The organism is Kitasatospora sp. NPDC058115 (assembly GCF_042884635.1).
Taxonomy (GTDB): Bacteria; Actinomycetota; Actinomycetes; order Streptomycetales; family Streptomycetaceae; genus Kitasatospora.
This window is the reverse complement of record NZ_JBHVTL010000035.1, coordinates 42,473-54,825: the sequence shown is the minus strand read 5'-3', so window position 1 is coordinate 54,825 and position 12,353 is coordinate 42,473. Positions and strand designations below refer to the sequence as shown.

Below are 12,353 nucleotides of genomic sequence, written 5' to 3'. Positions count from 1 at the left end.
GGGGGCCCTGGTCGGTCCGGGCGGCCCCCCCGCCCGGGCCGGGGGGCCCCGCGCCCCCCCGCCACCGCCCGCGGGGTCCGTGCGGACGCGTCCGCACGGACCCCTCTTCGGGACGTTAGAACAGGCCGGTCAGCCCGCCGCCTCGACGCTCTCGCCGGGAGGGCGTCCGCTCACCCGTTCGGACTCAAGGGCGGTCTGCAGGATCACCACCGCGGCGGCCTGGTCGACCACCGAGCGGCCCTTCTTGGCCTTGACCCCCGAGGCGCGCAGCCCGTGGGTCGCGGTGACGGTGGACATCCGCTCGTCGACGAGGCGGACCGGCACCGGCCAGAGCCGGTTGGCCAGCCGGGACGCGTAGCCGCGGACCTTCTCGGCCGCCGGCCCCTCCTTGCCGCTCAGCGAGCGCGGCAGTCCGACGATCACCTCGATCGCGCCGTACTCCTCGACGATCGCGGCGATCCTGGCCTGCGACTTCACTCCGGCCGGGACGGTCTCCACCGGGGTGGCGAGCACCCCGTCGGGGTCGCAGGACGCGACCCCGATCCGGGCGTCCCCGACGTCGACGGCGATCCGCCGCCCGCGCCGGAAGGGCTTCTCCTCGAACTCCATCAGACCGCGGACCCCATCAGGAGGCACGCTCCGCGACCAGGCCCCGCACCGCGGCGACGGCCTCGTCGATCGCGGCCGGGTTGGTGCCGCCGCCCTGGGCGACGTCGTCCTTGCCCCCACCGCCGCCGCCGAGGGTCTTGGCCGCGGTGCGGACCAGCTCGCCGGCCTTGATGCCGCGGCCGCGGGCGTCCTCGTTGGTGGCGATCACGGTCAGCGGGCGGTCGTTCGCCACGGTGAAGGCGGCGACCACGGCCGGGCGCGAGCCGAGGCGGCCGCGCACGTCGAGGACCAGCTTGCGCAGCTCGTCGGCGCCGGTGCCGTCGGCGACCCGGGCGGTGACCACGGCGATGCCGTGCACGTCCTCGGCCGAGTCGGCCAGGCCCGCGGCGGCCGCGAGCACCTTCTCGGCGCGGAAGCGCTCGATCTCCTTCTCGGCGTCCTTGAGCTTGGCGAGCATGCCGGAGATCTTCTCCGGCAGCTCCTCCGGGCGGCCCTTGACCAGCTCGGTCAGCTGGGCGACCACGGTGTGCTCACGGGCCAGGAACCGGTAGGCGTCGGCGCCGACCAGGGCCTCCACCCGGCGCACGCCGGAGCCGATCGAGGACTCGCCGAGCAGCTTCACCAGGCCCAGCTGGGCGGTGTTGCCGACGTGCGTGCCGCCGCACAGCTCCTTGGAGAAGTCGCCGATGGTGACGACCCGGACCTCGTCGCCGTACTTCTCGCCGAACATCGCGATGGCGCCGGCCTTGCGGGCCTGGTCCATCGTCATGACCTCGGCGGTGACCTCCAGCTCGCGGGTCAGCACGTCGTTGATCTTCTGCTCGACGTCGGTCAGCACGCTGCCGGGCACGGCGGCGGGCGAGCCGAAGTCGAAGCGGAAGCGGCCCGGGGCGTTCTCCGAGCCGGCCTGGGCGGCCGTCGGGCCGAGCGCGTCGCGCAGCGCCTGGTGGGTCAGATGGGTGGCCGAGTGGGCGCGGGCGATCGCCCGGCGGCGCTCGACGTCGATGGTGGCGTACGCGGAGGAACCGAGCACGACCTCGCCGAACAGCACGCCGCCGGAGTGCACGATCACGCCCGGCACGGGCTGCTGGACGTCGCGGATCTCGACGACCGCGCCGGACTCCAGCCGGATCCGGCCGTGGTCGGCGAGCTGGCCGCCGCCCTCGGCGTAGAACGGGGTGCGGTCGAGGATGATCTCGACCTCGTCGCCCTCGCCGGCGGCCGGCGCCGGGGCGCCGTTCACCAGCAGGCCGACCACGGTGGCCTCGCCCTCGGTCAGGGTGTAGCCGGTGAAGACGCTGGCGCCGGAGGTGTCGGCGACCTCGCGGTACGCGGCGACGTCGGCGTGGCCCATCTTCTTGGCCTTGGCGTCCGCCTTGGCGCGGTCCCGCTGCTCCTGCATCAGACGGCGGAAGCCGGCCTCGTCGACCTGAAGGCCCTGCTCCTCGGCCATCTCCAGGGTCAGGTCGATCGGGAAGCCGTAGGTGTCGTGCAGCTTGAACGCCTGGTCGCCGGAGAGCACCACGCCGCCGGACTGCTTGGTCTCGGTGACCGCGGCGTCCAGCAGGTTGGTGCCGGCCTTCAGGGTCTGCAGGAAGGCCGCCTCCTCGCCGACGACGACCGTCTCAATGCGCTTGCGGTCGCTCTCCAGCTCCGGGTACTGCGGGGCCATCGCCTTGATGGCGGTGTCGATGAGCTCCTTGGCCACCGGCTCGGTGGCGCCCAGCAGCCGCATGTTGCGGATGGCGCGGCGCAGGATGCGGCGCAGCACGTAGCCGCGGCCCTCGTTGCCGGGGGTGACGCCGTCGCCGACCAGCATCAGCGCGGTGCGGATGTGGTCGGTGACCACGCGCAGCGAGACGTCCGCCTTGTGGTCGGCGCCGTAGCGGTGGCCGGTCAGCCCGGCGGCCCGGTCCAGGATCATCCGGCTGGTGTCGATCTCGAAGAGGTTGTCGACGTCCTGAAGGATGGCGGCCAGGCGCTCCAGGCCGAGGCCGGTGTCGATGTTCTTGCTCGGCAGGTCGCCGAGGATCTCGAACCCGTCCTTGCCGTCGCCGTGGCCGCGCTCGTACTGCATGAAGACCAGGTTCCAGATCTCCAGGTAGCGCTCGCCGTTGACGGCCGGGCCGCCCTCCTCGCCGTACGCGGGGCCGCGGTCGTAGTTGATCTCCGAACACGGGCCGCACGGGCCGGGGACGCCCATCGACCAGAAGTTGTCCTTCATGCCGAGGCGCTGGATCCGCTCGGCGGGCACGCCGATGACCTCGCGCCAGATCTGCTCGGCCTCGTCGTCGTCCTGGTAGACGGTGATCCAGAGCTTCTCCTTCTCCAGGCCGTAGCCACCGTCCGCGACGGGGGTGGTGAGCAGGTCCCAGGCGAACGTGATGGCTCCTTCCTTGAAGTAGTCACCGAAGGAGAAGTTGCCGCACATCTGGAAGAAGGAGCCGTGCCGGGTGGTCTTCCCGACCTCCTCGATGTCCAGGGTGCGCACGCACTTCTGCACGCTGGTGGCACGCGAGAACTGCGGCTTGACCTCGCCCAGGAAGTACGGCTTGAACGGGACCATGCCCGCGTTGACCAGCAGCAGGGTGGGGTCGTCGGCGACCAGGGACGCCGACGGAACGACGGTGTGGCCGCGCTCCTCGAAGAAGCGCAGCCAGCGGCGGCGGATCTCTGCCGACTCCATTAGTGGTCCTTCCGGTTGGTACCGCCCCGCGGCGCAAGCGCGCGCCGGGGCGTCTTCTCGATGGCTTGGGGGGTGGTGCGGGCACCGTCGGAGGACGATGCGCGGGCACTGCTGGACGGAGGCAGGGCGGCGGCCGGGCTCCCGGGCGCCGCCGAGATAGCTCGGTACTGGGGCTCGCCGCGCAGCACCCCCCGGCGGCGCGGCTCGACGACGGCGGTGCCGTCGAGTCCGAGGTCCTCGCGCAGCTGCTCCTCGCGCTCGCTCATGCCGGAGCGCACGTCCTGGGCGAACTGCTTGGCCAGGTCGCCCAGGTGCAGGGCGTTGCGGGCGGCGGTGCCGGAGAGGCTGTCCGGGGTGAGCCGGTGCACGGCCTCGTTGGCCTTGTTCATGGCCCAGACGGTGGCGCCGGCGCCGACCGCCATCCAGAAGATGCGTCGCACCATGCCGTCAGCCCCTCACCACGCGCCGGACCCGGGAGAGCAGGCCGTTCCTGGGCGCGGTCGCGGCGCGCACCTCGGCCCGGATCAGCCGGGCCAGTTCCTCGCGCTCGCCCGGCTGGGCCGGCAGCGACACCCCGCCCTGCTGCTTGGCGACCGCCTTGCGCACGCCGTAGCTGAACGCCGCGACCTTGACCAGCGGGCCGCCGAGGGTGGCCGCGACGGTGGAGGAGAGCGCGTTGGCGTTGGCCGCCGCGTCCTGCACGTTGGCAGTGATCTCGTCCACCCGCTCCAGCTGCTCGTTGGCGCTGCGCACGGCGGTGCCGGCGTCGGTCAGCAGCGGCACGGCCTGCTCGGTGACGGCGGAGACCAGGACGGTGGCCTCCTTGAGCACCCGCGACAGCCGGACCAGTACGACGGCGAGCAGGGTGACCAGGACCGCCCAGAACACGGCGACGAGCAGGCCGGCCAGCTCTCCCACGGACACCTTGCGCGCTCCCTCGCCTTGCAGTTCTCCGGGCACTCATGCCCTACGGAACCCTATCGCGACCGCACGGACTTTCCGGACCGGGTTTCCCGCGCGGTGCGCGGCGATCCGACCGGGTGTGCGATCCGCGCGCGTAACCCACCCGCCGGTCACCTCGTTCTGCCGGGCGGGCCGCCACCCAGGCGGCGCAGACGGACGGACGCCCGGGCCGGCCAGGCCGGGGCCTCGACGCGGGGAGCGGGTTTGGACGGGGAATCGGGGCCACGGCCGGGCCGGCCGGCACCGGGGCGCCTCCCGGCGGAGGTCACCAGCTTCGTCGGTCGGCAGCACGAACTGACGGCGCTGGCCCGGCTGCTGGCCGGGCACCGGCTGGTGACGGTCACCGGCCCCGGCGGGGTCGGGAAGAGCCGGCTGGCGCTGCGGGCGGCGGCCCGGGCGGCCGGCGCGTTCCCGGACGGCGCCTGGCTGGTCGAGCTGGCCCCGGTGCGCGGCGGGCGGCTGCTCGGGCACGCGGTGCTGGAGGCGCTGCGGCTGACCGACGGCACCGCGCGGGCCCCGCTGGAGGTGCTGGCCGAGCGGCTGGCCGGGCGCCGGCTGCTGCTGGTGCTGGACGGCTGCGAGCACCTGGCGGCGGACTGCGCCGAGCTGGCCGGGGCGCTGCTGCGGGCCGTGCCGGGGCTGCGGGTGCTGGCCACCAGCCGGGTGGCGCTGCGCACGGCGGGCGAGCACCTGCTGACCCTGGCCCCGCTGCCGGTCGGCCCGCCCGGCCCGGCGGAGCCGCCCGCCCCGGCGGGGGCCGCCGCCCTGCCGGACGCGGTGCGGCTGTTCGCGGACCGGGCCCGGGCGGTGCTGCCGTCCTTCGAGGTGACCGCCGCCAACGCCGCGACGGTCGCACGCCTGTGCCGCCGGCTGGACGGCATCCCGCTGGCCGTGGAGCTGGCCGCCGGACGGCTGCGGGCGCTGTCGGTGGAGCAGATCGAGGCCCGGCTGGACGACCGCTTCCGGCTGCTGACCGGCGGCGATCCGGCGGCCCTCCCCCGGCACCGCACGCTGCGCACCACGATCGGCTGGAGCCATGAGCTCTGCACGGTGCAGGAACGTTTACTCTGGGCCCGCCTCGCGGTCTTCGCGGGCGGCTTCGACCTGGACGCCGCCGAGTACGTCTGCACCGGCGAGGGCGTCGACCCCGACGACCTGCTCGACCACCTCACCGAGCTGGTCGCCAAGTCCGTCGTGCTGCGCCTGGCGGGCCCCCACGGCGTGCGGTTCCGGCTGCTGGACACCGTCCGCGCGTACGGGCTGCAGTGGCTGCGGGCCGCCGGCGAGGAGCACCGGCTGCTGCGCCGGCACCGGGACTGGTTCCTGGGCGTGGCCACCTGGGGCGAGGTCGAGTGGTTCGGGCCCCGGCAGGCGGAGACCGCCGAGCGCACCGCGCTGGTGCACGCCGACCTGCGGGCCGCCCTGGAGTTCTGCCTGACCGAGCCCGGCGAGGAGCAGACCGCCCTGCTGATGGCCGGCACCCTCTGGTTCTACTGGGTCGGCTGCGGCCACCTCGGCGAGGGGCGGCACTGGCTGGACCGGGCGCTGGCGCTCGCCCCGGAACCCACCGAGGCCCGCGCCAGGGCCCTCTGGGTGACCGGCTACACGGCCACTCTGCAGGGCGACCTGGCGGCCGCCCGCCCCGCCCTGGAGGAGTGCCGCCGCCAGGCGCTGGCCACCGGCGACGACCGCGCGCTCGCCTACGCCGTGCACCGGCAGGGCTGCGCCGCGCTGATCGGCGACGAGCCCGCCCGCGCCGTCGAGCTGTTCGAGGAGTCGCTCTGGCACTACCGCACCATCGGCGAGCTCAACAGCAACGTGCTGATGGCGATGTTCGAGCTGGGCCTCGCCCACCTCTTCCAGGGCGACCTGGAGAGCGGCGAGCTCTGGCTCGGCCAGGTCCGCGAGCTGTGCGAGGAGCACGGCGAGCAGTGGGCGTACGCGTACGCGCTCTACGCGCTGGCGTACGCGCACTGGCTGAGGGGCGAGATCCGCCCGGCGCGGACGCTGGCCCGGGAGAGCGTGCGGCTCAACCACCTCTTCCACGACCTGCTGGGCATCGTGCTGGCGATCGACCTGCTGGCGCTGCTGGAGACCGAGCCGGCCGGGCCCGGGGAGAACGGGGACCTGCACGAGGCCCGGGTGCTGCAGGGCGCGGCGCACCGGATCTGGCGGGCGGTGGGCAGGCCGTTCTTCGGCTCGCGCACCTTCAACGGCCCGCACCGGGCCTGTGAGGAGCGCGCCGTCGCCGGGCTGACCGAGCAGGAGTTCACCGACTCCTTCGCCACCGGCGCCCGGCTGGACCTGGACGCCGCCGTGCAGCGGGCGCTGGGCGGCGGCGGGTACCCGGACGACCCGGGCCCGCGGCCGGGCCCCGGACCGCTGCCGCCGCCGGCGCCCCGGCCCTCCCCCGTCGGGCGGTGAGGAGCGCGCCGGGCCGTCCCGGCGTCCGGGAGTCGGCGTCCGGGGGCCGGGGGCCGGTGCCCGGGGGCCGGGAATAGTTGAATCTTGTGCATTGCTGGAGCGGGCGGAACCACCGTACGGAGGGAGCATCCCGTGGCCAACATCGCCGACGAGTACCGCATGGCGAACTTCTACTTCGAGTCCAAGGCGTACACCGACGCCGCCCGCATGCTCGAAGGCGTGCTCGCCGAGGAGCCGGCCAACCTGTCGGTCCGGCTGCTGCTGGCCCGCAGCTACTTCCACTCCGCCCAGCTGCGCAAGGCCGAGGCCGAGCTGCGCCGGGTCCTGGACGCCGACCCCGCCGAGGACTACGCCCGCCTGATGCTCGGCCGCACCCTGGAGCGCCAGGGCCGCGCCGAGGAGGCCCGCCCCCACCTGCGGCTGGCCTCCGCGATGACCGGCGAGTCCTACTGACCCACCCGGAACAGGGGCGAGCCCCCGTCGCCACGAGGGCGACGGGGGCTCGCTGGGTACCGCAGGTGATACCGCTCGCGGGTCAGCGCGAGTAGTACTCGACGACGAGCTGCTCGTCGCAGATCACCGGGACCTCCTTGCGCTGCGGCGCGCGGTCCAGGCGGAAGGCCAGGGCCTTCAGGTTGACCTCAAGGTACTTCGGGGTCTGGCCCTCGCCCGCGTTGCCACCCTCACGGGCGACCTGGAACGGGACCTTCTCCTTGCTGCGCTCGCGGACGGTGACCACGTAGCCCGGCTTCATCTGGTACGACGGCTTGTTGACCTTGCCGCCGTTGACCTCGATGTGGCCGTGGACGACCATCTGACGGGCCTGGTAGATGGTGCGGGCGATGCCCGAACGCAGCACCAGGGCGTCGAGGCGGGTCTCCAGCTCGGCGACGAGCGCCTCGCCGGTCTTGCCCTCGGCCTTCTTCGCGCGGTCGAACGCACGGGCCATCTGCTTCTCGCTCAGGTCGTACTGAGCGCGCAGACGCTGCTTCTCGACCAGACGGACCTTGTAGTCCGAGTTCTGCTTGCGGCCACGGCCGTGCTGGCCGGGCGGGTACGGGCGGGCCTCGAAGTACTTGACGGACTTCGGGGTCAGCGGCACGCCGAGCGCACGCGCGATCTTGACCTTGGGGCGCTTCTGGTTCGCCATGAACCAAACCTTCCTTGCTCACGAATACGGCTTCACCAGGTGTTGACGGAGGTCGCATGTCGCGACCCGGAGAAAACCCCACCGCCCGAGGGCAGTGCGATCAGCCGCTCTCCGGAGCCGGGCACGAGATGTGCTGGTCACACGGGCCGAACCGGAACCGGTTCACCCGCGACACCGATGACGGTGCGCGACGCTCCTGGTGCGGACCTCCCGGAGGAGGCCGACGGCCGGTGTCCCGCTGGTGCGGCCGGTCGGCCGGGGTCTCCCCCGCCGCCGTCCCGGGACATGGCACTCCGACCGAGTATACCGGCAGATCACCCGGCCCCCGACCCGGGCTGCCCCTTGCCCTCCGGCTCGCCCTCGGCCCCCGCCGCGGGACCGGCCCCGGACGCCCCCTTCGGCGCCCCCTTGGCGGCGTTCCTCGGCTCCCCCCGCAGCCGCGCCCTGGTCCACTCCACCACGTCCGCGTAGCGGGCCTCCCCGCCGTGGCGGGTCGGCCGGTAGTACGCCTTGCCGTGCACCGCGTCCGGCGCGTACTGCTGGGTCGCGATGCCCTCCGGCAGGTCGTGCGGGTACCGGTACCCCTGGCCGTGCCCCAGCTTGCCCGCGCCGCCGTAGTGCGCGTCCCGCAGGTGCGCCGGCACCGGCCCGGCCAGCCCCTGCCGGACGTCCGCCAGCGCCGCGTCGATCGCCAGGTACGCGGCGTTCGACTTGGGCGCCAGGGCGAGCGCGATGGCCGCCTGGGAGAGGATGATCCGCGCCTCGGGGAAGCCGATCAGCGCCACCGCCTGGGCCGCCGACACCGCCGTCTGCAGCGCCGTCGGATCGGCCAGGCCGACGTCCTCGCTCGCCGAGATCATCAGCCGGCGGGCGATGAACCGCGGGTCCTCCCCCGCCTCGATCATCCGGGCCAGGTAGTGCAGCGTGGCGTCCACGTCGCTGCCCCGGATCGACTTGATCAGCGCGCTGGCCACGTCGTAGTGCTGGTCGCCGTCCCGGTCGTAGCGGACGGCCGCGTGGTTGACGGCGGTCTCGGTGGTGGCCAGCGTGATGCTCGCCTCGCCCTTCTCCAGCGCCGCACCGGCCGCCGCCTCCAGCGTGGTGAGCGCCTTGCGGGCGTCCCCGCCGGCCAGCCGCACCAGGTGGTCCTCCGCCTCGGCGCTCAGCTCGACCGCGCCCTCCAGGCCGCGCTCGTCGGCGACCGCGCGGCGCAGCAGCGCCCGGACGTCGTCGTCGGTCAGCGACTCCAGGGTGAGCAGCAGCGAGCGGGAGAGCAGCGGGGAGATCACCGAGAAGTACGGGTTCTCGGTGGTCGCCGCGATCAGGGTGACCCACCGGTTCTCCACGGCCGGCAGCAGGGAGTCCTGCTGGGCCTTGGAGAACCGGTGGATCTCGTCGAGGAAGAGCACCGTCTCGCGCCCGGTCATGCCGACCGCGCGGCGGGCGCCGTCGATGACCGCGCGGACCTCCTTGACCCCGGCGGTGATCGCGGACAGCTCGACGAACCGGCCCTCCACCGCCTGGCTGATGACGTGGGCCAGGGTGGTCTTCCCCGTGCCGGGCGGGCCCCAGAGGATCACCGAACTGGTCGCCGCCGGGCCGCGCGACCCCGCGACCAGCCGGCGCAGCGGGGAACCCTCCTTGAGCAGCTGCCGCTGGCCGGCCACCTCGTCGAGGGTGCGCGGGCGCATCCGCACGGCGAGCGGCGCCCGGCCGGGCTCCTTGCTCTGGCGTTCCTCGGCGGCGGCGGTGAAGAGGTCCGGTTCGTCCACACCGGAAGCCTATGCGAGCCCGCCGACAGCCCGGGGCGCGTCCCGCGGGCCCACCGGACGCGTCATAGGGGTCGTCTTCACACCCCCGTCGTCCGCCCGGCCGGCAGGCGGGGGTGTGAAGGCGAGCCCTAGGAACCGAGGCCCGCCGCGTGGTCCGGGACGAACTTCTGCCGCTCGCGCGGGGGCCGCTGGTAGCCGCTGGAGGCCGGGCGCTCCGGCAGTTCGATCTCCGGCGGCCGCACCTCGCGGTACGGCAGCGTGGAGAGCAGGTGGGCGATCATGTTGATCCGGGCCCGCCGCTTGTCGTCGCTCTCCACCACGTGCCAGGGCGACTCGGGGGTGTCGGTGTGCAGGAACATCTCGTCCTTGGCCCGCGAGTAGTCCTCCCAGTGGGTGATCGACTCGACGTCCATCGGCGAGAGCTTCCACCGCTTCATCGGGTCCTCCAGCCGGTCCCGGAAGCGCCGCTCCTGCTCGGTGTCGCTGACCGAGAACCAGTACTTGCGCAGCAGCAGGCCGGACTCGGTGAGCATCCGCTCGAACGTCGGGCACTGGTGCAGGAACTGCCAGTACTCCTCGTCGGTGCAGAAGCCCATCACCTTCTCGACCCCGGCCCGGTTGTACCAGCTGCGGTCGAACAGCACGATCTCCCCGGCGGCCGGCAGGTGCTCGACGTAGCGCTGGAAGTACCACTGGGTGCGCTGCCGCTCGGTGGGCGCGGGCAGGGCGGCGACCCGGGCGATGCGCGGGTTCAGGTACTCCGTCACCCGCTTGATCGCGCCGCCCTTGCCGGCCGCGTCGCGCCCCTCGAAGACCACCACCAGCCGGGCCCCCTCGGCGCGCACCCATTCCTGGAGCTTCACCAACTCGTTCTGGAGCCGCAGCAGTTCCTGTTCGTAGGGCTTCTTCGCCAGACGTTCGCCCGGGGCGGTCCGCCGGTCCGGGACGCTCTGCTCGCGCTGGGCCTTCGCTGCCACCTGGGTGCCTCCGTTCGGTGGGGTGCTGATGACCCTTCACCGTACGTCCTGGAACGGGTTCCCGCAGGTCCGGGGGGTTCCGGCCGGGCAGCGGCGGCCCCCTGAACCGCCGCTGCCCGGCTCCCCCGTCGACCGGTCCGAAGACCGAACGATCAACCATGACCCAGACCTGCCGGACGGGTCCAATTTCCGGTTCCATAACCTTGGGGCATGGATGTCGACACCCGCCTGCTGCGCAGCTTCGCCGCGGTCTGCGAGGAGGGCCAGCTGACCGCGGCGGCAGCCCGGCTGTTCGTCTCCCAGCCGACGCTGACCAAGCAGATCCGCCAGCTGGAGAGCCTGCTCGGGGTGGAGCTGTTCGAACGCTCGCGACGCGGCATGGCGCCCACCCGGGCCGGCTGGGCCCTCGCGGCGCACGCGGGGGTGCTGCTGACGGGCTGGGAGGAGGCGCTGCGCGCCACCCGGGCGGCCGCGGCGGACCAGGGCTCGACGCTGCGGGTGGGGTTCGAGGGCGGCATCATCAACCTGATGAGCCGGCGCACGGTCGCGGACTTCGTCCGCCGGATGCCGGGCTGGCAGGTGGAGCTGCGGCAGAACAACTGGTTCGACCCGACCTCGGGCCTGGCCGGCGGCGAGATCGACCTGACGCTCTGGCACGCCCCGCCGTCGATCTCCGAGCGGTACAACGTGGCCGTGCTGGGCGAGGAGGCGCGCTGCGCGGCGCTGCCGGCGGGACACCGGCTGGCCGCCCGTGCGGTGATCGACTTCGAGGAGCTGCTCGACGAGCCCTTCGTGGCGATCCCGCACGAGGCCGGGCACTGGCGCGACTACTGGCTGGCGGTCCGGGAGCGGGGCGGGCGACCTGTGCGGATCGGCGCGGTGGCGCACAACACCGACGAGTGGCTGGCCGCGGTGGTGTGCGGCCAGGGCGTCGGTTTCGCCCCGGAGACCATGAGCCGGCTGGCACCGCGCGAGGATGTCGCGTACCGGCCGGTGCGAGGGTTGAGCCCGAGCCAGGTCGGGCTCTACTGGCCGAAGGACCGGGAGCCGACGCCCGCCATGACCGCGTTCGTGCGCAGCTGTCGCGCCACGATAGGTCTGGGAGGAGAGCCGGCTCGGTCGGCCCGGACGGCTCCGTCGATCTGACGGACCCGTCGGTCGGACGGGGCTAGACGGCCTCGAAGGGTTCCGGGTAGTGGCACAGGCCCCGTGGGGAGCCGTCGTAGGCGGGCAGCGCGAGCGTCTGGAAGTAGCCCTCGGGCACCTCGAACGGACCGCTCACCTCGTGCCGTTGGGCCGGGATGAAGCCGAAGCGGCCGTAGTAGTCGGGATCGCCGAGCACGACGACGAGCTTCTCCCCGGCGTCCCCGGCGGCCGTCAGCGCGGCCCTGACCACCAGTTCGCCGACCCCCTTGCGCTGCCACTCGGGCGCGACGGCGACTGGCGCGAGCGCCAGCCCCCTGCCCTCGCCGACCCGCAGCCGGGTGAGCAGCGCGTGGCCGACCACCAGCCCGGAGTCGTCGACCGCGACCACCGACAGGTCCGGCAGCCAGGCCGGGTCGCGGCGCAGCGCGTCGACCAGGTCGGCTTCGTCGGGGCCGGGGAAGGCGGCCATGTGGACACGTCTGGTGGCCGGGGCGTCCTCGGGACACTCGATCCTGGTACTGACCTTCACAGCGGGACCTCTCTCTGTCGCACACCGTTGTGGACCGGCCCCGGACAGCGGAAATGCCGCCCGGGGCCGTGAAAGGTTAGCCGATGTCGGCCGACGG

At 73.6% G+C, this 12,353-nt stretch carries 11 protein-coding genes; 3 read left to right on the top strand and 8 right to left on the bottom strand.

Annotated elements, in window-relative coordinates; all coding sequences use genetic code 11:
• Positions 1–129: 129 nt before the first annotated feature.
• From ruvX to ACFVVL_RS30805, 4 genes are read right to left on the bottom strand one after another with little or no spacing between them, the layout of a single operon-like run.
• Positions 130–609: a Holliday junction resolvase RuvX gene (gene ruvX, locus ACFVVL_RS30820; RefSeq protein WP_380296325.1), complete on the bottom strand. Its 480-nt coding sequence runs from the start codon at positions 607–609 to the stop codon at positions 130–132.
• Between the two features lie 16 nt (positions 610–625).
• On the bottom strand, positions 626–3,295 hold the full coding sequence (gene alaS / locus ACFVVL_RS30815; RefSeq protein WP_380296324.1) for an alanine--tRNA ligase: 2,670 nt from the start codon (positions 3,293–3,295) through the stop codon (positions 626–628).
• A complete protein-coding gene (locus ACFVVL_RS30810; protein ID WP_380296323.1) occupies positions 3,295–3,738 on the bottom strand; it encodes a DUF6167 family protein in 444 nt (147 codons plus the stop codon). The genes alaS and ACFVVL_RS30810 overlap by 1 nt, the downstream gene beginning before the upstream one ends.
• A 4-nt stretch (positions 3,739–3,742) precedes the next feature.
• Positions 3,743–4,219 (bottom strand): DUF948 domain-containing protein, encoded by a 477-nt coding sequence (locus ACFVVL_RS30805; protein ID WP_380296321.1) that lies wholly within the window; start codon positions 4,217–4,219, stop codon positions 3,743–3,745.
• A 243-nt stretch (positions 4,220–4,462) separates the two neighbouring features.
• Between ACFVVL_RS30805 and ACFVVL_RS30800 the strand changes: the two genes are divergently transcribed.
• Both ACFVVL_RS30800 and ACFVVL_RS30795 read left to right on the top strand, forming a co-directional pair.
• Positions 4,463–6,682: an ATP-binding protein gene (locus ACFVVL_RS30800; protein WP_387680979.1), complete on the top strand. Its 2,220-nt coding sequence runs from the start codon at positions 4,463–4,465 to the stop codon at positions 6,680–6,682.
• Between the two features lie 159 nt (positions 6,683–6,841).
• Entirely contained in the window at positions 6,842–7,135 is a 294-nt protein-coding gene (locus tag ACFVVL_RS30795) for a tetratricopeptide repeat protein (RefSeq protein ID WP_380296334.1), read from the top strand.
• Between the two features lie 82 nt (positions 7,136–7,217).
• On the opposite strand, the gene rpsD is transcribed toward ACFVVL_RS30795, so the two are convergent.
• The 3 genes from rpsD to ppk2 form a co-directional block, all read right to left on the bottom strand.
• Entirely contained in the window at positions 7,218–7,832 is a 615-nt protein-coding gene (gene rpsD, locus ACFVVL_RS30790; protein ID WP_350545081.1) for a 30S ribosomal protein S4, read from the bottom strand.
• A 314-nt stretch (positions 7,833–8,146) separates the two neighbouring features.
• Positions 8,147–9,604 carry a replication-associated recombination protein A gene (locus ACFVVL_RS30785; protein ID WP_380422044.1) on the bottom strand — a complete coding sequence of 486 codons (1,458 nt, stop codon included), beginning with the start codon at positions 9,602–9,604 and terminating at the stop codon, positions 8,147–8,149.
• Positions 9,605–9,732: 128 nt separating this feature from the next.
• Positions 9,733–10,518 (bottom strand): polyphosphate kinase 2, encoded by a 786-nt coding sequence (gene ppk2 / locus ACFVVL_RS30780; RefSeq protein ID WP_380294209.1) that lies wholly within the window; start codon positions 10,516–10,518, stop codon positions 9,733–9,735.
• A gap of 273 nt (positions 10,519–10,791) precedes the next feature.
• Here ppk2 and ACFVVL_RS30775 point away from each other — a divergent pair, with 273 nt between their 5' ends.
• A complete protein-coding gene (locus ACFVVL_RS30775; protein ID WP_387680975.1) occupies positions 10,792–11,727 on the top strand; it encodes a LysR family transcriptional regulator in 936 nt (311 codons plus the stop codon).
• 22 nt (positions 11,728–11,749) lie between these two features.
• Here the strand turns inward: ACFVVL_RS30775 and ACFVVL_RS30770 are convergent, their stop codons facing one another.
• Positions 11,750–12,256, bottom strand: a complete 507-nt coding sequence (locus tag ACFVVL_RS30770) for a GNAT family N-acetyltransferase (RefSeq protein ID WP_380294203.1) — start codon at positions 12,254–12,256, stop codon at positions 11,750–11,752.
• Between the last annotated feature and the right edge of the window lie 97 nt (positions 12,257–12,353).